Origin of the sequence: Pseudomonas viridiflava (genome assembly GCF_003702045.1) — a bacterium.
Classification (GTDB): Bacteria; Pseudomonadota; Gammaproteobacteria; order Pseudomonadales; family Pseudomonadaceae; genus Aquipseudomonas; species Aquipseudomonas viridiflava_C.
Genome location: NZ_RBTP01000048.1, coordinates 177,193 through 201,341, shown reverse-complemented (window position 1 = coordinate 201,341; position 24,149 = coordinate 177,193). Strand labels below are relative to the sequence as shown.

Below are 24,149 nucleotides of genomic sequence, written 5' to 3'. Positions count from 1 at the left end.
TTTTCTATCCAGCAGATCCAGCGCCCGCCCCACTGAACTCGCCAAGCGTTTAGACCACCGTAGCGCCCAGCGCGCGGATCATCGTCGTCAATGCTTGCGACTGGCCGTCCAGCCCTACTTTCAGCCCGTCGATTTCCCGGCGCGGCGGGTAATGCTTGCGCAGCGCATCAAAGGCCAGACGCTGGCTGTGCGTATCCCCCACCAGACTGCGCCTGAAATCGGCGTCGTCTCGACGCGGGTCATAAACGCCCCGGCACAGCATGTTCAATGCCCACACCGGATCAGTGTCTGCATTCAGCGTGACGTGGGCCAGCCAAGGCCTTGGCAACAGATCCTCAAGCTGGATGGCCGCCGGTTGATCCAGAAACGCGCACAACGCCTGATAAATCTGCGCAGTGCCGCGCTGCCTGCCATCCAGGCTGTAACCGGCGATGTGCGGCGTAGCGATCACACAGAGGTCAGCCAGCGGCACGTTCACCTGAGGCTCCCCTTCCCACACGTCGAGCACGGCCTGCAGATCCTCCCGATCAAGCAGCACATCGCGCAGCGCCGCGTTGTCGACCACAGCCCCCCGGCTGGCGTTGATCAGCCAGCCCCCCTGTTTGAGTTGACGCAGACGCGACTCGTCAAACAGGTGCCAGGTCGGCTGCTCCCCGCTTCGGGTAAGCGGCGTATGCACACTGATCACATCGCAACGCTGAACGATGTCCTCAAGCGTCACGAAATCACCGTGCTCGGCAGCCTGGCGCGGAGGGTCACAGACCAGGACCTTCCAGCCCAGCCCTTTCAGGACCTTGACCAGACGACTGCCGACCTGACCGGCACCGACCACGCCATAGGTACGCTGCGTGAGGTCGGCGCCTTCGATTTCCGCCAGCGTGAGCAGGCTACCCAACACGTAGTCCACAACGCCTCGCGCATTGCAGCCCGGTGCGCTGGACCACTGGATGCCCGCTTCCAGAAAGTACGGCAGATCCAGATGATCGGTGCCGATGGTGCAGGTCCCGACAAACCGCACTGAACTGCCTTCCAGCAGCTCGCGGGTCACGGGCGTGACAGAGCGCACCAACAGGATGTCGGCATCAGCGACGGCAGCACGATCGATGGAGCGGCCTGGCAGACGACGTATCTCCCCAAAATGGGCAAAAAACGCGTCGAGCAGGGGGATATTTTCGTCGGCGACAATGCGCATGAGGGTCTCTCTGAAGGCGGACATTGGCCCCTGCTCAGCCTGAACAGGGGAAAGAGGCAGCGCAAAGCGTTCAGTCCTGCTTCTTGCGGATCCAGTATAGAAACGTGCCGTCGCCAGCCTGTTGTTCGATCAATTCATGGCCGAGAAAAACGCAGAACTTGGGGATGTCGCGAGTGGTGGACGGGTCGGTCGCAATCACCTTGAGCAGGCCGCCAGCCGGCAGGTCGCGCACCTTTTGATGCAACATCATTACCGGCTCCGGGCAAAAGAGTCCGGTGGCATCCAGCACGGCATCAACGGTGAGGCTTTCGATGGATTCAGACATGAGGGGCTCCAGAAACGGGTGAGCATTGTCGCCTAATTCACGATGTTGCGTCAGCCCTTGCGCGGCCGAGCCGTCTTGGCAATGTCCAGTCTACGCAAATGGCAGGTGACTTCTTCACGGTCATGGTAGAGCTGCTTGCAGCCGATCGATACACGAACGCCACGCTCTTTGAAACCTTCCTCGATCCGGTCCAGCAGACGGCGCACTTCAGCGTAGCGCTGTTTCATCGGCAGCTTGAGATTGACCACCGCTTCGCGGCAAAGCCCTTCGCCCAACCAGGTTTCCAGTAATGCAGCATTACGGGCAGGTTTTTCAACGATGTCGCAGACCATCCAGTCCACCGGCTGACGAGGCTTGTAGGTAAAGCCGTCGGCCATCAGGTGCTGCACCAGCCCAGTGTCCATAAGACTCTCAGCCATCGGGCCATTATCGATGGCGGTGACCAGCATGCCGCGCCGCACCAGTTGATAGGTCCAGCCACCGGGCGCCGCGCCCAGATCAACGCCGGTCATGTCGCCGGACAGGCGCTCTTCCCACTGATCCTTGGGAATGAAGTGATGCCAGGCCTCCTCCAGCTTCAACGTCGAGCGGCTGGGCGCCTCGCGAGGGAACTTCAACCGCGGAATGCCCATCGGCCACATTGCCGAGTTCCCGGCATCAGCCAGCCCGAGAAACACCTCGCGGCCACTCTTGAAGGTCAACAACAGTCGCGGCTTGCGAGCATCATCGACCAGCTTGCCCGCCTGGCTCAGCGCCTTGCGCAGCGGTACTTCGAACTTCTTGCAGAAATTCGACAGCTCCTTGCCATCGTTGGTGTCGACCACTTCCAGCCACAGACTGCCGCAGACCGGGAAGTCCACCATCTGGCCGAGGATGACGCTGATGCGGTCGGTTTCCGGCAGGTCCAGAAACACGCCGCGTGCCCACTGCCTGGGGAAAATCAGTTGATCGAAGCGCTGGCCACTCATCAACCGTTCGGCCCCGTCGGGCTCGCTGCAAATGAACTCCGCACACGCCGTATTGGGTCGCGCCTTGGCGTATCCGGCCACGTCCAGGCGCGCAGCATGGTCGGCGATCTCCGAGCAAACCTCGCTTTCGAAACCGGGCCGGCAATGCATAAACAGCGTATTCATGGTGACTCCTGGGGCAGCGGACGCGCGGGCGTAACCCGGCGGACTTCAAAGCCGCGCATGATAACGGAATCAGGAACCACTGGCGCGGGCCGGGAGTCCACTAAGCTTGAAGCCACGCGCGGCGTCCATGACCTGATACACCCGGACCCCGCCCACTTGTCGCTCACAGATTATTCTAAAAGGAGCCGTTCATGCCCTCCCTCGATAGCCTGAAAAGCCTGAAAACACTCGACATCGACAACAAGACCTACCATTACTTCAGCCTGCCGGACGCTGCACGTTCATTGGGTGACCTGGATAAGCTGCCGATGTCCCTCAAGGTGCTGTTGGAAAACCTGCTGCGCTGGGAAGACGACAAGACCGTTACCGGCGACGACCTCAAGGCCATCGCCGACTGGCTGAAAGACCGGCGCTCGGACCGCGAAATTCAGTACCGCCCCGCCCGGGTTCTGATGCAGGACTTCACCGGTGTGCCTGCGGTGGTCGATCTGGCAGCGATGCGTGCCGCCGTGGCCAAGGCCGGTGGCGATCCACAGCGCATCAATCCGCTGTCGCCCGTGGATCTGGTAATCGACCACTCGGTGATGGTCGACAAATTCGGCGATTCCCAGGCATTCGAGCAGAACGTCGATATCGAGATGCAGCGCAACGGTGAGCGCTATGCGTTTCTGCGCTGGGGCCAGAGCGCCTTCGACAATTTCAGCGTGGTGCCGCCGGGCACCGGGATTTGCCATCAGGTAAACCTGGAATACCTGGGCCGCACGGTCTGGACCAAAGAGGAAGACGGACGCACGTACGCATTCCCGGACACCCTGGTGGGCACCGATTCACACACCACCATGATCAATGGTCTGGGAGTGCTGGGCTGGGGGGTTGGCGGTATCGAAGCGGAGGCTGCCATGCTGGGCCAGCCCGTCTCGATGCTGATTCCGGAAGTTATCGGCTTCAAACTCAACGGCAAGTTGAAGGAAGGCATCACCGCCACCGATCTGGTGCTGACCGTGACCCAGATGCTGCGCAAAAAAGGCGTGGTGGGCAAATTCGTCGAGTTCTATGGCGACGGTCTGGCCGACCTGCCCCTGGCAGACCGTGCGACCATCGCCAACATGGCGCCGGAATACGGCGCGACGTGTGGCTTCTTCCCGGTCGATGACGTGACGCTGGATTACCTGCGCCTTTCCGGTCGTCCGGATGAAACCGTGAAACTGGTTGAAGCCTATTGCAAGGCGCAGGGCCTGTGGCGAGTGGCGGGTCAGGAACCCGTGTTCACCGACAGCCTGGAACTGGACATGGGCACTGTGGAGGCAAGCCTTGCGGGGCCAAAACGTCCCCAGGACCGGGTGGCTCTACCCAATGTCGCGCAAGCGTTCAGCGACTTCCTCGGTTTGCAGGTCAAGCCTGCCAAGACTGAAGAAGGTCGCCTTGAGAGCGAAGGCGGCGGCGGTGTTGCGGTAGGCAACGATGCGCAGGTCGGCGGCGAGATTTCTTACGAGCACAATGGCGAAACGCATCGTTTAAAGGATGGCGCCGTGGTCATCGCCGCCATCACATCCTGCACCAACACCTCCAACCCGAGCGTGATGATGGCGGCCGGACTGGTCGCCAAGAAAGCCGTCGAAAAAGGCCTGCAGCGCAAGCCGTGGGTTAAAAGCTCACTGGCCCCAGGCTCCAAAGTCGTCACCGACTATTACAAAGCCGCAGGTTTGACCGAATATCTGGATAAGTTGGGCTTCGATCTGGTGGGCTACGGCTGCACCACCTGCATCGGTAACTCAGGACCATTGCTTGAGCCCATCGAGAAAGCCATCCAGCAGTCTGACCTGACCGTCGCGTCGGTGCTGTCCGGCAACCGTAACTTCGAAGGACGCGTTCACCCGCTGGTCAAGACCAACTGGCTGGCCTCCCCGCCCCTGGTCGTCGCCTATGCGCTGGCCGGCTCGGTGCGCATCGACATCAGCTCAGAACCTCTGGGCGAAGGCTCGGACGGCAAGCCGGTCTACCTGCGCGACATTTGGCCGACCCAGAAGGAAATCGCTGAAGCCGTGGAAAGCGTCAACACCAGCATGTTCCATAAGGAATACGCCGAAGTGTTCGCCGGTGACGAGCAGTGGCAGTCCATCGAAGTGCCGCAAGCGGCGACGTATGTCTGGCAGGACGATTCGACCTACATCCAGCATCCGCCGTTTTTCGAGGACATCGGCGGTCCTCTGCCACAGATCAAGGATGTCGAGAACGCACGTGTCCTGGCGCTGCTCGGCGACTCGGTGACCACTGACCACATCTCCCCTGCAGGCAACATCAAGGCTGACAGTCCTGCGGGCCGCTATTTGAAAGAAAAAGGCGTCGATTATCAGGATTTCAACTCCTACGGCTCACGCCGTGGCAACCATGAAGTCATGATGCGCGGCACATTCGCCAACATCCGGATCCGCAACGAGATGCTCGGCGGTGAGGAAGGTGGCAACACGGTCCACGTTCCCTCAGGCGAGAAGCTGGCGATCTACGATGCAGCCATGCGCTATCAGCAGGAAGGCACGCCACTGGTCATCATTGCCGGGCAGGAATACGGCACCGGTTCCAGCCGCGACTGGGCCGCAAAGGGCACCAACCTGCTGGGCGTCAAGGCGGTGATCGCCGAGAGCTTCGAGCGCATCCACCGCTCCAACCTGGTCGGCATGGGCGTGTTGCCGCTGCAATTCAAAAACGGACAAACCCGCAAAAGTCTGAACCTGACCGGTAAGGAAACGTTGAAGATTACCGGGCTGACCGACGCCGATATCCGTCCAGGCATGGGGCTTGAACTGCACATCACCCGTGAAGACGGCAGCCAGGAATCGGTCGATGTGCTGTGCCGCATCGATACGCTCAATGAGGTCGAGTACTTCAAATCCGGCGGCATTTTGCACTACGTGTTGCGGCAGTTGATTGCGTCCTGACAGCTGCAAGGGCACTTGGGAACCCCCAAGTGCCTTTCGCCTAAAAAGCTATCGCTCCTGTTGCGCTCAAAACGCGAAAAATCGGACCGAACCGGATTCTGGTGGACGACAACACGTCCAACTTACGACGTCGCCTTGAGATTGGGGAAGCCGTCCAGTGCTTGCTCAGTCACTGAGGGCAGAACGTTGTGCGCTCAGCCCGTTCACCGATGTTATGAGGGTCCGGCCAGCGCGGCTGCTGAGCGGGGCTTACCGACAGCACTCAATTTTTGGATACCTCGGTCGATAACACGCGAAAGTCTTATTGATCGAAGGACCGAAATCCAATGCGCAATAACCAGCCCATCACTCAACGTGAGCGGACTTTTCCTGCCGAACAACGTCTGATTTCCACCACTGATACCCGAGGCACCATCACGTACTGCAACGATGCCTTCGTGGAGATCAGCGGCTACCGCCATGACGAACTTGTTGGTGCGCCTCACAACACCGTACGCCACCCCGACGTTCCGACTGCCGTGTTCGAACACATGTGGACCACGCTGAAATCGGGCCAGCCGTGGATGGGTATCGTCAAGAACCGCTGCAAGAATGGCGATCATTACTGGGTCAACGCCTATGTGACGCCGGTGCTTGAGAACAGGCAGGTTGTGGGTTTCGAATCGGTACGCATCAAGCCGACCGCCGAGCAGATCCGTCGCGCCGAGGGGCTTTACGCGCGCCTGAATCAGGGCAAGAGCGCAGTGCCTGGCCGCGACAAGTGGCTGCCGATCCTTCAGGACTGGCTGCCGTTCATTCTGATCAGCCAGCTCGGCTTTCTGATCGGCGTATGGCTCAATTCATCGTGGGGCTTCGCATTGGCGGCAGCGCTCTCGGTGCCGCTGGGCCTGCTGGGACTGTCGTGGCAGCAGCGCGGCACCAAACGTCTGTTGCGCCTGGCCGAGCAGACCACTTCCGACCCGCTGATTGCACAGATGTACACCGACAGCCGCGGCCCGCAAGCGCGTCTGGAAATGTCGATCTTGAGCCAGGAGGCGCGCATGAAGACCTGCCTGACTAGGCTCCAGGACACCGCCGAGCATTTGAACCATCAGGCGCGCCAGTCCAACTCACTGGCCAACGCCAGCTCGACCGGGCTTGAGCGTCAACGCGTAGAGACCGAGCAGGTCGCTGCGGCGATCAATGAGATGGCGGCCACTACCCAGGAAGTCGCCAGCCACGTGAATCGAGCGGCCCAGGCCACGCAGCAAGCCAACGAACTGACCCGTCGCGGCCGGGACATCGCCGGAGAAACCCGCGAAGCCATCCAGCGCCTGTCCACATCGGTTGGCGAAACCGGGCTGACCGTGACGCAACTGGCCAAAGACAGCGATGAAATCGGCGGCGTAGTGGATGTCATCAAAGGCATCGCTGACCAGACCAACCTGCTGGCCCTCAACGCTGCCATCGAGGCCGCTCGCGCCGGCGAAATGGGCCGCGGTTTCGCCGTGGTTGCCGACGAAGTGCGCCAATTGGCACAACGTACCGCCGAATCCACGGGACAGATCCACGGCCTGATCGCCAAGCTGCAACAGACCGCCAACGACGCCGTGCAGACCATGAACACCGGCCACCGCCAGGCCGAAGAAGGGGTAGCACGGGTACTGGAAGCCGATCAGGCGTTGGTCGGCATCAGCGAAGCCGTCGCCAACATCACGGACATGACCACCCAGATCGCCACCGCCACCGAAGAACAAAGCTCAGTGGCCGAGGAGATCAACCGCAATATCTCGACCATTGCCGGGCTTGCGGACAAAACCTCGGATGAAGCGCATCGGTCTGCGGTGCTGAGTGCGGCGTTGACCGATACGGCCAATTCGCAGTATTCGCTGGTAGAGCGGTTTAATCGGTAATCGGTTGTTTGCAGGAAGGCCTCGAAGCTTTTTTAAGTTCGAGGCTTTTTTTTGCGTGCCGGTTATGTGTATCGACAGAAAAACTCATCACCTATTACAACATGGTCTGTACATAGAGTAAGAAATATCTTGACCACCCAACCGCCTCAAAACCTCATCTATTTAAGGTTGACAGCAGCGATGACTTCAGATTAGTTGAAAGCTCAAGCAGCAAACCATACCTTTGTTGCTGAAAACAAGATTTTAATGTCGCTTGGACATACACAGCATAATCAACTTAATCTCCATCGGAAAATAACAATGCATACGCCCGGTAAAAATATGAATGTGCAGCCCCTCGGTTTCCTGCATCCAGCCCGATTGATGGGCTAATACCTAATCTCAGTCTGGAACAACCGATCGCTGTTGAAATGGTGTGGTGGGATGGGGTAAGACCTGGCTATCAAATACAACTAAAGCCGAATGGTTATTCAGTCGGCGAAATCAAATCATTGACAGAGATGAATCGACCGGGCGATGTGTACGTGGCCCCTCGAAACTTGACGACCGCAGGGCGTTACGCACTAGGCTATCAAACAACAAATCCCGTCAATCGCCACCTCGCAAGACCTCACCGATCGGCCCGTACAAATCGCTTTTGAACGCGAGTTTCTGACGGGGCTGGACAGCAAGCACGTTACGTTCAGCTATCAGGTCAGCGACCGTGCAGGCAACGCTTCGATCATGGCCCCGGTTGTCGAACTGTCCATGCAGCGATAAATTGGAAAGTTAGCACTCATCCGAGTACGACAATCTGTGTCGCTCACGCAAACGCGTGAGCGATTCGCTTGATAATTTCGAGTGAACAATCCTACAACGCTGTAAGAGAAAAATAATGGCCGTATTTTCAGCCGATTTTCAGAAATGACTGTAGTAAGCGTCCTACATAAAACCTGACACTTTGATCAGCGCAAAAGTTGCTACACCTTGTTTCGACCTTCAAATACGGGATTGTCTGGCAAACCCAGACATCCAGCAATGACACAACTCGCAACACTATAATGACACAAGCTCGGCCTACCCTGAAACGCGCCTGCAACTTGATATCAACCATAGATTGCCTTGTAATCATTGCCGCAACGACGACCCGTCGAGGCAGAAAAAAACAACACGCTATTTATTGTTAACACTAACAAGGGACAGTCATGAGTGAAGATCGGAAAACACCTAAATCAGGTGAGGTGTTGCAAGAAGACGTCGCCCGTTCAATTGAAGACCCCGTGGCCAGGTATTTGGAGGCTGAGCCTGTTTTCATCCTGTATCCCCCGTCTGATATTTCAGACACGTTGAAACCGCCCATCGTGCCCAACGTAAATACTGATGCGATTACTCAGGAACAGGCTTTTGCGGGCGTCTCCATTCACATACCGGGTTCAGTGAAACTCTGCGAGGACGACGTCATTTTCTTTTACTGGGGCAGAAACGTATCCATGACAACAATCTATCACCGGGTGGGGGCCAACAGCATCGTGCGCGTGATGTGCCTCTCCTACCATTTCCTGACGCACCTGCATTACGGGCTGGTCGATCTTTACTACGAGATCTATCGAGACAAACAACTGATCGGCACTTCACCTGCTCTCAAGGTGACTGTCAACTACGCCACGCCGATCACGCCCCGCCAGCGGCAACGCAAGCAATGGGTGAGCCGCCGTTACCCTGAAAACTGATTCAAAAGCCCCCGGCGATCATTCACCGGGGGCTTTGAACGGGATGAACCTGCAGCGCTTTGCGTTAGAACGCCAAGCGCAACCCCACATTGGCTCCCCAAGGTTGCTCGATATGTTTGCCTTTCATGTAATCGAAGTCTGCGTGTACCTGCAGACGCTCGGACAGCGACACCGACACACCGGCACCCAGCTCTGCCCGGGAACCAAACAGACTGTTGTCGAACTTCGTGTCATTGATACTCACCTCGTTGCTGCGCGAGAACTCCTGCGCCACTGCGACGCGAACGTAAGGCTGCACTACGCCGCCGTCCTTGAGCGCGATACTGCGGCCTGCCGAGGTGCCGACTTTGCCGAGCAGCGAATGCGTGTGGTCATTCTTCGCCGTCAGGCCGTTGTCCATGCGGTAGTCCTGACCCTGCACGACGACGCTGGACAATTGAGCGAAAGGCTCAAGGAAATAATCATCCGCCAGCTTGATGTGGCGACCGAACTCCACCCAGCCGCCTACCGCAGTGTTGCTGTAGTCGCCCTTGGCCTGGCTGGCATCGCTCATGGCCACCTTGGCTTTATTGCGGAAACGGTTGATTTTGAGCACACCATCCAGGTAGTAACCGTCATCCGAGAGCCAGGTGCCGTAAGCGCCAGCGTAATAACTGTCGACCTTGCCCGACGTACCACGGCTCAAGTCCAGATCGGACTTGCTGTAGCCACCCAGCACACCGAACAGCAACTGACCGCTGCTGATTTCGACCGGCGTATCCGCACCCAGCGAAAGTCCACTGATCTGCTGCCGATAGTCCACGCCGTCACCGGTCGTGGCATTGAGGCGACTGCCATAGGCGCGCATCCAGCTGCCGCCCTGGCCCGTCCCGCGAATTTCTCCCATGCGCGTGCGCAACGTCGAAAGCTCACTCATCCACACCGTTGGCGCAGCATTGAACAGCGCCAATGCGCTCTGAGTGGACGGACTGATGACCCTGTCCTCGCCCACGATGAACCAGTCGTTACCTTGCTGCTTCAATTGATAGGAAAAAGCACCCAGATCCACTCTGCCACCGAGCAGGCTGAACTGCGCGTCGCCGCCCTCGGTGTGGACCACCTTCAGCGGCTCCATGTCGGAAGAAACGACCTCCAATCCGGTGTTACGAACCTGCAATCCGAACTGCCCGCTCGCCTGACCGTTGATATCGATCAGGTCGCCAACCCCCTTATCCAGATCCACCCGCATGGCGAAACTGCCGTCGCCCGACAGTTCGTTCAGCGACAAGGTATGGAACCCCTCGTCGGCAAAACTCACGCTGCCGCCATCCAGGGACAGCGACTTGATGGCGTTATCCCCCACCATCTGCCAGTTGCCACCGGACTTCACAGCCAGGGTGTTGCCATTGATGATATCGCCAGTGAGGCTGGCACGGTTTTGCAAAATGACGTTCAGGGTACTGGTGTCATCGGCGAGCAGATTGCCAGAAAGGGAACTGTCATCGACCGTGAAATTGGTCGTACTGCGGTGAAGGGTTTCAAGAAGATTTCCATTGCCGGAAAGCATTATCGAATCATTATTGATTTCTATATCCGCCAGATGAGTGAGCTCTTGTCGCCCCTCGACTTTTATCGTAGCCCCCTCCAGCGACTCCAGTACGGAATGATCCACTTCCAGACGACCTTCAAGATATCTTCCGCCCTCGAGAGTAAAGGTGTGGGTCATGTAGGCTGCGTTCATCTCGCCTGTCACGTCGCTGTTCTGGACATGGGCATCACCCCCAAAGACTCCAATACCCCAGCCCGACCCTTTACTTTTCGTCCCCGTCAGTGACGAGTCTTCTACCGAAACCGTACTGACAATCACACTGAGCCCCAGCCCTGAGAGAGCCGTTATATTTTTGATACTGGCTTCTTGAACTTGATCGAGGATGATGGTGTCTTCCGCACTTGAATCAGACATCTCCAGCATGCCGTGATACAGGCGCAAGTAATGTTTAATCACCGATCCCGGCTCCAAAATGATCGTTGAGTGCTCCGCAGTGATCTGTCCCAGCGTTGCCCCCATCGATACAAGTTTCGAACCGTTTGACACTTCATAATAACGCAGGGGATCTGAACCCTGGACATAGCTCGTCTGACCAGCATCCACACGAACAACGACTATTTCACCCAGTGCGCCGCGCTGTTCCTCCGGCGCCGAGGCGTCAGCAGAAACCAATTGAGTCATGCCCCCCCAAATCAAGCTTGCCGAAATCCCGATTCTTGCCAAATCACTTTTCACAATAAATAGCTCCAGGTATTAGATACACCGGAAGATTACGAAAAAGAAACGCCACGAACCCAATTTAAAGATTAACAACCTGTAGTCCATTTCCCAATTTTACTTAGAAAATTCTTACAGATTTTTGAAAAATCACAGAACCTGACAACCCTACCCTTTTTTATAAAACACAAAAAAGACCTATTGACGCCGATTGAAAAACCCTATTACGTCACTTACCAGATAGGACATCAACTCCATCTACAGGCGTTATATCTAACCGCCACTCACCATCCCTGACACGTGCAACGATCACTCTATCGGAGAGTTCCCATGTATCAATCAACACTGCGCTACATTGCTAGAAGACCAATAAAACAGGAACCGATCGATCTGCGGGCACCCGTTGTACCGGTGGCCGACCCCATCGATGGCCTTATCAAAACAGACGACCTTATCTCCGATATCGCCGTTGAGTTCCCCCTCTGGAACACGCCAGCTGTGGGAGATAAATATCACTTGAGATTGAACGGCACGCCAATCGGCACCGATGAAAGTCTATCTGAACTTCCAGCTCCCGGGACCACATTGGAACTCACCATACCCGTTGACGTTGAACTAAAAACGGATGGCGCTTATCAGGTCGACTATGGGTTAACCACCTTCCCTGGTGTGGAATATATCGTCTCGCCCGCCGTCTCTATCATCGTGGACAGGACGCCCGCCGGTGCCCATCAACTGGGTTATATGGAATTCCCGGACGAGGCAGAGGATGGCCTCACGCTGGAAGAACTGAGCCAAATGGGCGATGCCTTGACGGGGCGGATTTTTGGATACTCAGGGTTGAAACGGGGTGACTTGATCAAAACATATTGGGGCGCAGCACCAGGGCCCGAAGTTGAATTGAAGGGTGATGAAGACGAAGAGCAACCCATTGAAATACAGTTTTCAAAAGACTTTCTCCTGAGTCTGCCAAACCCTGCTGGCGCCACCTATTACACCGTGACTGACCGGGCAGGCAATGTTTCTGCGGACTCCAGAAAAGTCACTATACCTCTGTTTCTAACGGAAGTCGTTCCCGGTCTACCGGCGCCAGTCATCGAAAATTTTGACGGGCTTGTAGATTATATGGACGCACAAGCGGGCGTCACCGTTCAAATTCCTGGATCCAGCACCGTTATCGATGGTGATCAGATACTTCTCTACTGGGGCGCAGAAAAGCTGGGGCCTGAGCCTGTGGCGACAGAAGACGTGGGTGAGCCATTAGTCCTCTTCTTCGACGTGCTGTTCCCAACCATCGAATCGGCACAAAATGGCACACGTCAACTCAAGTATGAAGTTATCCGAAATGGGCACGTCGCGGGCGTGTCTGAACACCTGACGATAGATGTCAATATCGAACGGCCAGTCCCAGGCACCCCAAACAAGCCTACGGTTCGAGGCAGCAGTAGCACGCCCAGCAATGAAGACAACTTTATTGATGAAAACGATTTCGAGCTGAACGCCACCGTCCTTATTGACTGGAATACCGACTTTAAAGCGTCGCAGATCATTACCGTATTCTGGGGTGGCCAGGAAGTTCTCGACCAGCCTTACACGATTACCAACACGGATGCAGTGACAGGCCGCCCATTGCTGCTGACAGCGCTCAGCAGCAAGTTCAAACCCGTCGGTACCGGTGACGACATCTACGTTTATTACACACTGACCACCACAGGAAATCCGAACATGTCTATTTCTGCAAACCAACGCATCGTTGTTCGTTCAAAAGACGAACTCCCGGGTGGACCTCAAGGTCCGGACGCGCCCGTATTCACCGCACTTAATTCTAACGGTGCGATCAATGCCACCAATGGTGCCAATGGCGCCCCGGTATTTGTCAAGCCCTATACCAACATTGCGCTTGGTCAGACCATCACTTTTGTTTATGAAGGGTATGACCGTCTCGTCGGAGGCAACCAGGTCACTGAATGGACATTTCTCTCAGCCCCCCTCACCCAGGCTGAAGTTGATAACGGCTATCACCTCACGGTGCCCCGCGACAAACTGGATGAGCACTACTACGGTCACGTCGAGGCCAGCTTTCAAGTCAAAGGCGATAAAGGTCAAGGAAACTCAAAGCGTGGCGGCGCATTGATCGACATGCGCACGGGTCGACCGAACGCTCTTTGAAACTTCCAGAGGCGGGGCTTGCCCCGCCCACTTATAACCGAGCAAACATAATGAATTCATCGCCTGTTCTCAAACAGCTTCCCGGTCCTATTGTGCTTAGCCATGATAGTCAAGGCGTGGGCAGCGTGGACGTCGCTGACCCGTCCAGACCACTTGAAATTATTGTCGGCCCCATTGAAATGAGCCAACGTGATCGCATTGATCTATTCTGGGGAGCCCATGACGACATCATTGATAGCTACACCCACTCTCCCGACTCGGCCAACACTAACGGCCTGTTTTCGCTGTATGTAAATACCCGCTGGATTAAGTCCGGACTCACCGATGTAAGGTACATTTACACGCGTTTTCCATCGGAAATTCCGGAACACTCTCCGATCCAAAAGGTGATCGTTAAGCTGGACCTGCCCGGCGGCCGGGACCCCGATCCAGCTACGCCTTACGAGAATGAAAAGCTGCAACTTCCAGTGATCAGTCCGGCGGGCATCGTCACGTCGCCGGAGAACGTATCGATCACCCTTGAGCCTTACGAGAACATGGCCGTCGGCGACGTCATTGCCGTCTACTGGCACGGCATTGAAGTTGAATGCCCACCCTTGAGCAGTACCCAGCCTGGCAAGCCGGTTGTGATCGACATCGATAAAGAGGTCGTTATCGAAGCTGGCGACTCGGAAAACATCATCGTGCGCTACGAGATCCGGGATGTCGTCAACAACTGGTCACGCTTCTCGCTGCCGGCCTACACAACGGTGGAAATCGGTCACTCGAGCCTGCCTGCCCCGATCGCTCCACAAGCTCCCAATATGGAGCTGGATCTGGACAAACTGGCTGGCGGCGATGTGCAGGCCCTGGTGCTTTCCAATGCGAATATCGTCATTGGTGACACCATCGAATTCATCGTGGAGCGCAGTACCGCAGAAGGCATTGCTCTGGAACCCTATACCGCTTCCAAGGTGGTGCAGGTGCCAGGCAGTTTCGTCGAGTTCCTGATAGCCAACGATCAGTTCCAACCCATTGCACAAGGTCGTGCCCGCCTCAAGTACGACGTCACCAAGGCATCGGGTAATGTGTTGCGCTCCAAAAGCCTGCCCCTGACAGTCCTCGGCGAAGCGCAACAGCTTGAGCCGCCTTGTGTGCCTGCGGCCGTCAATGGTTTGCTTGACCCCACGCTGCGCAACGTCATCGCCCAAGTACCGCCCTATCACTTCATGGCGGATGGTAACGATGTCACGCTCGTGCTGATGGGCCGTACGCCGGGTGGCGAAACCGTGATGCATGACGAGGTTAAAAACCTCAACCAGGATGATATCGACAAAACGCTCGAATTCCTGATCCCGGACGACAAGATCAACGCATTGGCCGGTGGCTCGCTGGAGCTCTACTACACCGTCAAGACTCACGCAAAAGCGTTCTTCAAATCGCCTGTACTGCAATTGCTGGTAGACATCGATAACACCACGCCATTGCCAGCACCGGTTGTGGACAAGATCGGAGCCGACGGGTTTCTCGATCCGGCCGACATTGTGCTAGAAGCGTTGCTGCGTGTAATGCCTTATCAGGGAATGGCAGAAGGCGACAAAGTCACTGCACATTGGGATTCGAGTGCTGTTGGCGGGACATACAGCACTTACACCGTGATCAATAGCGGCATGATCAATCGCGAAGCCGTTTTCCGGGTGCCCAAACGTTATGTGGACGCCAGCATCGGCAGAACCGTCGAAGCTTGGTACGAGGTGCAGCGAGGCAACAGGATCGCCCTCTCCGACAAGCTGCTGATCAACATTCGAGAAACCATCGTCCCTGCGACGCCCAACCCCACGGTAAAAGAAGCCACCGGCGACACGCTCGACCCTGCCAATGCTCCAAATGGCGCAACCGTCGTCATCGACGCCAGCGCAAGTTTCAAGGCCGGTGACCGCGTCACGGTGCAGTGGAAGGGTCCGAAAGGCAGCGACACCCGGGAAAAGACCCTCATTGACAGCGAGGCCGGGCAGCCGCTGGAAACCGTGTTCGCCTCTGCACTGGTGGTTGCCAATGCCGGACAGCTCGTGGAGGTGTTTTATACCGTCAACCGCGCCAACGGTCTGGTGCAGACGTCCGCGACACTGGCTTTGAACGTTCTCGCCGGCCTGACGAAGCTCCCGGCACCGCGCATGGATACCGTCGGTCACGATGGCGTGGTCAAGCCGTCGCTGATTCCCGAGTCCGGAGCAACGGTTCGGGTGAGTTACCCGGGCATGAATGGCGAGGACAGCGTGGTGCTCAATTGGCGCGGTCTTTCCAGTCATGACACGGCTGCGAAACCTGCGACGGGCAACGAGCTGCAGTTCAACGTTCCCAAGGCATGGATCATCGCGTCGCAAGGCGGCGCTGCCAGCATCACGTACACCGTGTCGCGCGGGGACGTCTCCAGTGTTTCGGCCCCCCTTTGGCTCACGGTTCAGCAAGCGCTGGCATTCGACACCTCGCCCGTGACCCTGGCCGGCAGGGTCTATCTGATCCCGAGTGTGCCGGATCTGCTGCCGACGCTTCCGGCAGGGACCAGCATCAAGCGCCAGGCCACAGGCGGACAGGCACCCTATCGGTACACCTCAAGCAACCCGCTGGTGGCGAAGGTGGACGGTAATGGCTTGACCACGGTCCGAGGCAATGGCACGGCAACCATTTCGGTCACCGATGCGTCGGGGTCCGGCAAAAGCTATCAGGTGACTGTGACCCATGTGATTCAGTGCCTGGGGCTGGGCAGCGGCAGCCTTTCGCAGATGACCCGCGCAGCGTCGGCCAAGGGCGGCAGAGTTCCATCGTTCAACGAGTTGAAGGAGATCTACGCCACCTACGGTAACCGCTGGCCGCTGGGCAAGGGCAATTACTGGTCCTCGACCGTCGCGGCGCAAAACATGCTGGGGTGGAAGTGGTACTTCGTGAAAAATCTGGTCACAGGCGCAGACTTCAAATTGCTGCACCACAATGCCAGTCTTGCCATCGCCATTCGCTAGGCCATCGCTGAAGCGTTAGTCGCGTTTATCCAAGGGCGTTACGTGATCGCGTAGCGCCCGCTCTCATGTATGCACATCAGGCGTACAGCCATCCTGCTTCAAGAGCCAGACCATGCGCCACACCGCAACGCCCACCCGACGTTTCGTCCGCCCGCCTTCCTGCGAAGGCACCTTCGAGGCCAGCGTCAACCAGAAACCCTTTGTCATGTCCAACCTGCTGGGACGACTGACGCAGCGCCCGGAACTATCAGACGCTCCCGATCACTGGATCTGGAAAGTGATTGCCGATGGCAAGGTCGGCAACAAACGCGCCAGCATCGGCCTGTTCTTCGATCATGACCTGCGCCTTGGCACGCATAACCTGATCGGGCACGACCGCATCAAGGTGATTTACAACGAGACGCCTCACTGGCAGAGCGTGATTTATCACTCAGGGCATTTCCAGACCGGTGTGCTGACGCTGGTCGAATCCAACCCTCGCACCCTGCGCCTGAAAGGGCATTTCAGTTTCACCCTGTCGGCGTTGGCCTTCGAGGTCACTGACGGCGCATTCGACGTGCATTGCAAATGACTCAGCCGCGCAGAAAAGCTGCCATTTTCTGCGCGGACTCCATCAAGCATTGATCGTGGGTCACGCCAGCGACCTTGAGGGGCTTGAGATCATGGTTGGCAGTCGGCAACCAGTGCAACTCAATAGCGCTGGACAGTTCGTATCCTTCGACGGTTTCACGATTGCCCAACGCATCGCGTTCACCCTGCACAATGAGCGTACGCGTGTGAAGACCCGCCAGGTGTGCAACACGCGGCTTCTCCGGTTTGCCCACGGCATAGAACGGATACCCCATACACACCAGCGCGTCGACGTTCAGCTCATCGGCAATCAGGCTCGCCATTCGCCCCCCCATTGATTTGCCGCCGACCGCCAGACGCCCCTTCACACAAGGTCGCAACTGCGCATACACCTCGCGCCAACAGTCGAGTAACTGCGCTTGCTGATTGGGCGGGCGCTTACTGCCGCCGTGACGTCGCTGAGCCATGTAGGGAAACTCGAAACGCATGACGTTCACGCCGGATGCACCGAGGTACGCCGACAGCGTGTTCATGAACTCGCTGTCCATCGGCGCGCCCGCACCGTGGGCCAATAACAGCGTGACCGGCTCCTGCCCGGTTTCGCACTGCCCTGCCGTCCATAGCCAGCCGTTTTCTTGCGCAAGGTGTGTGCGCTGATCCTCACCCTGTGTGCTGTGACTCATGATGCTTCTCTTTTCAATGGCCGTCAGGAAACGGACTATACCCGCGAGCCCTCGGCAACCGTACCCTGAGGCCGTTTAACATTCGCCTCGGCTTCCCACGGGTGCCGTTCAAAGTTAAGCTTGCCGACCAGTGGCCTATGGCAGAAACCTGTGCCAGAGCGCATCGCCGGTCACCCCTTGCCCCGCCTTTTCGGTCTGCTGCTGCGATGAACCGTCTCGCCTGCACCCGCTTATGCCCTGCAAAAAAATCAGAATTCTGGAAGTCGGTAATGAGCGCAGCAATCAGCCCTACGGCCTACAACTACACCGTGGTTCGCCAGTTCGCCATCATGACCGTGGTCTGGGGCATTGTCGGCATGGCACTGGGTGTGTTCATCGCTTCACAACTGGTCTGGCCCGAACTGAACTTCGGCCTGGAATGGACCACCTTCGGGCGCCTGCGCCCACTGCACACCAACCTGGTGATCTTTGCCTTCGGCGGCTGCGCGCTGTTCGGCACGTCCTATTACGTTGTCCAGCGCACCTGCCAGACACGGTTGATCTCCGACAGGCTGGCCGCCTTTACCTTTTGGGGCTGGCAAGCGGTCATTGTCGGCGCCATCGTGTCGCTGCCGATGGGTTACACCACCACCAAGGAATACGCAGAACTGGAATGGCCCATCGCGATCCTGCTCGCCATCGTCTGGATTGCCTATGGCGCAGTATTTTTCGGCACCATCGCACAGCGCAAAACCCGGCATATTTATGTCGCCAACTGGTTCTACGGCGCGTTCATCCTGGTGACTGGCATGTTGCACATCGTCAATCACATCGCCCTACCGGTCAGCCTGTTCAAGTCCTATTCGGCCTACGCGGGTGCGACTGACGCCATGATTCAATGGTGGTACGGGCACAACGCCGTGGGCTTTTTCCTGACCACGGGGTTTCTGGGCATGATGTATTACTTCGTGCCCAAGCAGGCCGAACGCCCGATTTATTCGTATCGCCTGTCCATCGTGCATTTCTGGGCCCTGATCACGCTGTACATCTGGGCCGGCCCGCACCATTTGCATTACACCGCGCTGCCCGATTGGGCTCAGTCGCTGGGCATGGTCATGTCGATCATCCTTTTGGTCCCCAGCTGGGGCGGTATGATCAACGGCATGATGACCCTCTCCGGGGCCTGGCATAAATTGCGCACCGATCCGATCCTGCGTTTTCTGGTGGTGTCTCTGGCGTTCTATGGAATGTCGACCTTCGAGGGGCCGATGATGGCCATCAAGACAGTCAATTCGCTGTCGCACTACACCGACTGGACCATCGGCCATGTGCATTCCGGTGCGCTGGGCTGGGTGGCCATGATCACCATCGGCGCAACCTATCATCTGATACCCAAGGTCTTTGGCCGGCCGCAAATGCACAGCGTTGGCCTGATCAACGCACACTTCTGGCTGGCGACCATTGGCACCGTGTTGTACATCACCTCAATGTGGGTCAACGGCATCACCCAAGGCTTGATGTGGCGCGCGATCAATAATGACGGCACCCTCACCTATTCCTTCGTCGAAGCCATGCAGGCCAGTCATCCGGGTTATGTCGTGCGAGCCATTGGCGGTGCGATCTTTACCAGTGGCATGCTGTTGATGGCTTACAACGTTCTGCGCACCGTGCGTGCGTCCAGCCCGGAAGAAGCCGAAGCCGCGGCGCGCATCACCGTGGCGGGAGCGCACCCATGAAGCACGAAGTGCTCGAAAAGAACATCGGCCTGCTGGCCTTTTTCATGGTGATTGCCGTGAGCATCGGCGGCCTGACGCAAATCGTCCCGCTGTTCTTTCAGGACGTCACCAACCAGCCCATCGAAGGCATGAAGCCGCGCACCGCGCTGGAGGTGGAAGGCCGCGACGTCTACATCGCCAATGGCTGCGTGGGCTGCCATTCACAAATGATCCGCCCGTTCCGGGCCGAAACCGAGCGTTATGGTCATTACTCGGTCGCAGGTGAAAGCGTGTGGGATCACCCGTTCCTGTGGGGCTCGAAACGCACCGGGCCTGACCTGGCAAGGGTCGGCGGCCGCTACTCGGATGACTGGCACCGCGCACATTTGTACAACCCGCGCGATGTCGTGCCGGAATCGAAGATGCCGGCGTACCCGTTTCTGGTCGAGAAGGTGCTGGACGGCAAAGACACCGCTAAAAAGCTCGAAGTGCTGCGCACGCTGGGGACGCCCTACACCGATGCAGACATCGCCGGAGCCGCGGCGGCCGTGCAAGGCAAGACCGAGATGGATGCGCTGGTGGCGTACCTGCAAGGCCTCGGCACCCTTATCAAGAGTAAACGGTGAACACGATGGACATCGGAATGATTCGCGGCCTTGGCACGCTGGTGGTGATGGTGGCATTCATCGGCCTGACGCTCTGGGTATTCAGCCCCAAGCGCAAGGCGGAGTTCGATGACGCCACGCTGCTGCCCTTCGCAGACGATCCAGAGGCCATCAGCAAGGTCAGGAAGTCCGGGAGCGACACGCCATGAGTCTGTTCTGGAGCCTGTACGTCACGGTGCTGACGCTGGGTACGCTCGTCGCCCTGGTGTGGCTACTGCTGGCCACCCGCAAGGGCGAACGAAAAGAACCGACGCAAGAAAAGATGGACCATTCTTTCGACGGCATCGAGGAGTACGACAATCCGCTGCCGAAGTGGTGGTTCATGCTGTTCATGGGCACCATTGTCTTCGCGCTGGGCTATCTGGTGCTGTATCCAGGGCTAGGCAACTGGCAAGGCCTGCTGCCGGGTTACACGTACCTGGACAGCGACAAACACATTCAATTTGCCGACGGGAAGCAAGGCTGGACTGGCGTACATGAATGGGAAAAGGAAGTGGCGAGCGCCGAAGCACGCTTCGGCCCGCTGTTCGCCAAGTACGCGGCCATGCCCATCGAAGATGTTGCCAAAGATCCGCAAGCACTGGGCATGGGCGCTCGCCTGTTTGCTTCCAACTGTTCAGTCTGCCACGGTTCGGACGCCAAGGGCGCTTACGGCTTTCCAAACCTGACTGACGAAGACTGGCGCTGGGGCGGCGACCCTCAATCGATCAAGACCTCGATCCTGAATGGCCGTCACGCGGTCATGCCCGCCTGGGGCCAGGTGCTGGGGGAGCAAGGCGTCAGCGATGTATCGGCTTACGTCACGACACTCATGACAGGTCGAACCCTGCCCGAAGGCATCAATGCCGATCCGGCTGCCGGGCAGAAGCTCTACGCTGCCAGCTGCGTCGCCTGTCATGGCGTAGAAGGTAAGGGTCTCGCCCTGTTGGGGGCCCCTGATCTCACGCGTCCGGGCGCTTACATTTACGGGTCGGGCTTCGCCCAGCTCCAGCAGTCCATTCGTCATGGTCGCCAGGGTCAGATGCCTGCGCAGCAAGCCACTCAGGGCGATGACCGGGTGCATATCCTGGCGGCCTACGTGTACAGCTTGTCACGTCGCGAGAAGCCGGCTCACGCCGAGTAGTCCTGAAGTACGGCGATGCGTTTACAGGCTGCTTCAACGGCTCCTCCTGACCTGCTTTCGCGCTTGTAGTTACATTTCTACATGAATAGACTTCTGTCCTCTGCACTGTCTATTCCAAGGAGGTCGCCCATGACAACTACGCTCTCGAGCCGTGAATTCAATCAAGACACCAGTGGTGCCAAAAAGGCCGCAAATAAAGGTCCGGTGTTTATCACCGACCGAGGCCGCCCAGCGCATGTCCTGCTTTCAATCGACGATTATCTGAAGCTGACCGGCAGCGCTGTCAGTATTGCCGACCTGCTCGTGATGCCTGGAGACGTTGATTTCGAACCACAGCGGGCGGTTATCACGCCTCGTCCTGTGGACCTCTGCTGATGTTTTTACTCGACACGACTGTCGTCTCCGAACTCAGAAAAAGAAACCCGGACGGCGCCGTACTCAGATGGTCCCGGTCGCATATGGCGTCTGGCCTGTTCATTTCGTCCATTACCCTTCTGGAGCTGGAGACAGGCATTCTGCGTATCGAACGCCGTGACCCGATCCAGGGCGTCGCGCTCAGGAACTGGCTGGAACACCACGTCATGAAAGCCTTCGCGGGGCGCATTCTTGCGGTTGACGTGGCCGTCGCCAAACGTTGCGCACAGCTCCATATTCCCGATCCGCGCAGCGAACGCGATGCATTGATTGCAGCCACCGCGCTGGTTCACGGCATGACCGTCGTCACACGAAACACGGCGGACTTCCAGTCATGCGGCGTCGCTCTGCTCAACCCCTGGATCAGTCAGTTGAACGAGGAGCCTGCACGCTACTCGACGGCGGCCCGGTGATCGTTATCGCCGCAGGACGCCTCAATGAGTAACCGGATTCCGGTACACGACGTCACCCCTTCTGGCGCAAACCAGGACGCTTTCGTCGATTTGTATGCCTCGCACGACAAGGTCTACACCCGCGCCTTCAAAGGTTTCTATCGCAACCTGCGGATGGTGGGCGGCACTGTGCTGCTGCTGATTTATTTCGGCACGGTCTGGCTGAACCTGGACGGGCATCAGGCGGTGTGGTGGGATTTGCCGGAGCGCCGTTTCTACATTTTCGGCGCAACCTTCTGGCCACAGGACTTCATTCTGCTCTGCGGCCTGTTGATCGTTGCAGCGTTCGGACTGTTCTTCATCACGGTTTATGCAGGGCGCGTCTGGTGTGGCTACACCTGCCCGCAGAGCGTGTGGACCTGGATCTTCATGTGGTGCGAAAAGCTCACCGAGGGTGACCGCAACCAGCGCATCAAACTCGACAACACCGCGATGAACGCCGAAAAGTTACTGCGCAAACTGGCCAAGCACAGCCTGTGGCTGCTGATCGGCTTTCTGACCGGGCTGACCTTCGTCGGTTATTTTTCGCCCATTCGCCAACTGAGCACCGAACTTTTCACCGGGCAGGCCGATGGCTGGGCGTATTTCTGGGTCGGTTTCTTTACCGTGGCGACCTACGCCAACGCCGGCTGGCTGCGGGAGCAGGTGTGCATCTACATGTGTCCCTACGCGCGCTTCCAGAGCGTGATGTTCGACAAGGACACCCTGATCGTGTCCTACGACCCGCAACGCGGCGAGCCGCGTGCCCCCCGGAAAAAAGAGACGGATCATCATGCACAAGGTCTGGGGGATTGCATCGACTGCACGATGTGCGTCCAGGTCTGCCCCACCGGCATCGACATTCGCGACGGTTTGCAGGTGGAATGCATCGGTTGCGCGGCCTGTATCGATGCCTGTGACACGGTCATGGACAAAATGGCGTATCCGCGCGGCCTGATCAGCTATACCACCGAACACAACCTGTCCGGCCAAGTCACACGTACACTGCGTCCGCGTCTGATCGGCTATGCACTGGCGTTGGTATTGATGATCGGCCTGCTGACCGCCGCCTTCCTGACCCGCTCGCTGGTGGGGCTGGACGTCAGCAAGGATCGCGTGCTGTACCGTGAAAACGCCGACGGTAGAATCGAGAACGTCTACAGCCTGAAGGTGATCAATAAAGATCAGGTCGGCCACACCTACACACTGGCAGTGGAGGGCTGGCCTGACTTGAAATGGCAGGGTCGGCAGCACATCACACTCGCGGGCGGCGAGATGCTCAGCCTTCCGGTCGAGCTGTCCAGTGCCGTGGAGAACCTGCAGTCGAGTACCCAGGACGTCACGTTCATACTGAAGGACGTGCATGACGACGATGTTCATGTCGAAACCAAAAGCCGGTTCATCGGCCCCTCCCCTCGTTAAGAGCAACGCCATGCCCGCCGCACCCGCTGCAAGCCCCTGGTACAAGCACCTCTGGCCGTGGATCATCATTGGCATTCTGAGCGGTTCGGTCCTGCTCAGCCTGACGATGGCGGGCATTGCCATCAGTCACCCGGACAACCTGGTCACCGACAATTATTACGAAGCCGGTAAAGGCATCAATCGCTCGATCAATCGCGAAGAGCTGGCCCAGACCCTCAGATTGCGCGCCAGCCTGCACATGGACGATCTGACCGGCGAAGTCGACCTGCGCCTGAGCGGCAACAGCAACCCCGAAAGACTGGAACTGAATCTGATTTCGCCGACCCAGCCGGACAAGGACCGCCGTGTGTTCCTGGCCCGCAGCCCGTCCGAAGCCGGTCGTTACATCGGGCAGCTTCAGGACACTGTCGAAGGCCGTCGTTTCATCGAATTGCTTGGCACCGAGGGCGGCCAGACCTGGCGCCTGTTCGAAGAGGAATGGTTGAGCGGTGACCGCACCGTGACGCTGGGCGACGAGCCCCTGCAGGCAGCTCAAGGCCGGAACCACTGA

The 24,149-nt window shown here is 57.8% G+C and carries 19 protein-coding genes; 14 read left to right on the top strand and 5 right to left on the bottom strand.

What is annotated here, in order from left to right:
* Positions 1 to 49 precede the first annotated feature (49 nt).
* The 3 genes from pdxB to rlmM all read right to left on the bottom strand — a co-directional run bounded on the left by pdxB (position 50) and on the right by rlmM (position 2,650).
* Entirely contained in the window at positions 50 to 1,192 is a 1,143-nt protein-coding gene (pdxB, locus tag ALP40_RS16000; protein ID WP_122209194.1) for a 4-phosphoerythronate dehydrogenase PdxB, read from the bottom strand.
* Between the two features lie 70 nt (positions 1,193 to 1,262).
* Complete coding sequence (gene tusA, locus ALP40_RS15995; RefSeq protein ID WP_122209193.1) at positions 1,263 to 1,517, bottom strand: sulfurtransferase TusA; 255 nt, start codon at positions 1,515 to 1,517, stop codon at positions 1,263 to 1,265.
* A 50-nt stretch (positions 1,518 to 1,567) separates the two neighbouring features.
* The gene (rlmM, locus tag ALP40_RS15990; RefSeq protein WP_122209192.1) at positions 1,568 to 2,650 is read right to left on the bottom strand and encodes a 23S rRNA (cytidine(2498)-2'-O)-methyltransferase RlmM; all 1,083 of its coding nucleotides are present in this window, start codon (positions 2,648 to 2,650) and stop codon (positions 1,568 to 1,570) included.
* Between the two features lie 191 nt (positions 2,651 to 2,841).
* Here rlmM and acnA point away from each other — a divergent pair, with 191 nt between their 5' ends.
* The 3 genes from acnA (at position 2,842) to ALP40_RS15970 (ending at position 9,187) form a co-directional block, all read left to right on the top strand.
* The gene (gene acnA / locus ALP40_RS15985; RefSeq protein ID WP_122209191.1) at positions 2,842 to 5,586 is read left to right on the top strand and encodes an aconitate hydratase AcnA; all 2,745 of its coding nucleotides are present in this window, start codon (positions 2,842 to 2,844) and stop codon (positions 5,584 to 5,586) included.
* Between the two features lie 326 nt (positions 5,587 to 5,912).
* A complete protein-coding gene (locus ALP40_RS15980; protein ID WP_122209190.1) occupies positions 5,913 to 7,478 on the top strand; it encodes a PAS domain-containing methyl-accepting chemotaxis protein in 1,566 nt (521 codons plus the stop codon).
* Positions 7,479 to 8,662: 1,184 nt separating this feature from the next.
* Positions 8,663 to 9,187 carry a hypothetical protein gene (locus ALP40_RS15970; RefSeq protein ID WP_122209189.1) on the top strand — a complete coding sequence of 175 codons (525 nt, stop codon included), beginning with the start codon at positions 8,663 to 8,665 and terminating at the stop codon, positions 9,185 to 9,187.
* Between the two features lie 64 nt (positions 9,188 to 9,251).
* On the opposite strand, the gene ALP40_RS15965 is transcribed toward ALP40_RS15970, so the two are convergent.
* Positions 9,252 to 11,171, bottom strand: coding sequence for an autotransporter outer membrane beta-barrel domain-containing protein (locus tag ALP40_RS15965; RefSeq protein ID WP_409077528.1), 1,920 nt, complete (start codon positions 11,169 to 11,171; stop codon positions 9,252 to 9,254).
* Between the two features lie 591 nt (positions 11,172 to 11,762).
* On the opposite strand from ALP40_RS15965, the gene ALP40_RS15960 reads away from it, so the two are divergent.
* The 3 genes from ALP40_RS15960 to ALP40_RS15950 all read left to right on the top strand — a co-directional run bounded on the left by ALP40_RS15960 (position 11,763) and on the right by ALP40_RS15950 (position 17,168).
* Entirely contained in the window at positions 11,763 to 13,601 is a 1,839-nt protein-coding gene (locus ALP40_RS15960; RefSeq protein ID WP_259640717.1) for a hypothetical protein, read from the top strand.
* 50 nt (positions 13,602 to 13,651) lie between these two features.
* Positions 13,652 to 16,597 (top strand): Ig-like domain-containing protein, encoded by a 2,946-nt coding sequence (locus ALP40_RS15955; protein ID WP_122209187.1) that lies wholly within the window; start codon positions 13,652 to 13,654, stop codon positions 16,595 to 16,597.
* 112 nt (positions 16,598 to 16,709) lie between these two features.
* A complete protein-coding gene (locus ALP40_RS15950; protein ID WP_122209186.1) occupies positions 16,710 to 17,168 on the top strand; it encodes a hypothetical protein in 459 nt (152 codons plus the stop codon).
* Position 17,169: 1 nt separating this feature from the next.
* Here ALP40_RS15950 and ALP40_RS15945 read toward each other — a convergent pair whose 3' ends face one another.
* Positions 17,170 to 17,850 carry an alpha/beta family hydrolase gene (locus tag ALP40_RS15945; RefSeq protein WP_122209185.1) on the bottom strand — a complete coding sequence of 227 codons (681 nt, stop codon included), beginning with the start codon at positions 17,848 to 17,850 and terminating at the stop codon, positions 17,170 to 17,172.
* 269 nt (positions 17,851 to 18,119) lie between these two features.
* Between ALP40_RS15945 and ccoN the strand changes: the two genes are divergently transcribed.
* The 8 genes from ccoN (at position 18,120) to ALP40_RS15905 (ending at position 24,149) form a co-directional block, all read left to right on the top strand.
* A complete protein-coding gene (gene ccoN, locus ALP40_RS15940) occupies positions 18,120 to 19,565 on the top strand; it encodes a cytochrome-c oxidase, cbb3-type subunit I (protein ID WP_122209184.1) in 1,446 nt (481 codons plus the stop codon).
* Positions 19,562 to 20,170: a cytochrome-c oxidase, cbb3-type subunit II gene (gene ccoO, locus ALP40_RS15935; protein ID WP_024689480.1), complete on the top strand. Its 609-nt coding sequence runs from the start codon at positions 19,562 to 19,564 to the stop codon at positions 20,168 to 20,170. The genes ccoN and ccoO overlap by 4 nt, the downstream gene beginning before the upstream one ends.
* A 5-nt stretch (positions 20,171 to 20,175) precedes the next feature.
* A complete protein-coding gene (locus tag ALP40_RS15930) occupies positions 20,176 to 20,358 on the top strand; it encodes a cbb3-type cytochrome c oxidase subunit 3 (RefSeq protein WP_122209302.1) in 183 nt (60 codons plus the stop codon).
* A complete protein-coding gene (ccoP, locus tag ALP40_RS15925) occupies positions 20,355 to 21,332 on the top strand; it encodes a cytochrome-c oxidase, cbb3-type subunit III (RefSeq protein ID WP_122209183.1) in 978 nt (325 codons plus the stop codon). Before ALP40_RS15930 ends, ccoP begins: the two co-directional genes overlap by 4 nt.
* A 129-nt stretch (positions 21,333 to 21,461) precedes the next feature.
* Complete coding sequence (locus tag ALP40_RS15920) at positions 21,462 to 21,707, top strand: type II toxin-antitoxin system Phd/YefM family antitoxin (protein ID WP_122209182.1); 246 nt, start codon at positions 21,462 to 21,464, stop codon at positions 21,705 to 21,707.
* Entirely contained in the window at positions 21,707 to 22,159 is a 453-nt protein-coding gene (locus ALP40_RS15915) for a type II toxin-antitoxin system VapC family toxin (RefSeq protein WP_122209181.1), read from the top strand. The genes ALP40_RS15920 and ALP40_RS15915 overlap by 1 nt, the downstream gene beginning before the upstream one ends.
* Positions 22,160 to 22,183: 24 nt before the next feature.
* On the top strand, positions 22,184 to 23,599 hold the full coding sequence (gene ccoG, locus ALP40_RS15910) for a cytochrome c oxidase accessory protein CcoG (protein ID WP_122209180.1): 1,416 nt from the start codon (positions 22,184 to 22,186) through the stop codon (positions 23,597 to 23,599).
* Positions 23,600 to 23,609: 10 nt separating this feature from the next.
* Positions 23,610 to 24,149, top strand: coding sequence for a FixH family protein (locus tag ALP40_RS15905; RefSeq protein ID WP_122209179.1), 540 nt, complete (start codon positions 23,610 to 23,612; stop codon positions 24,147 to 24,149).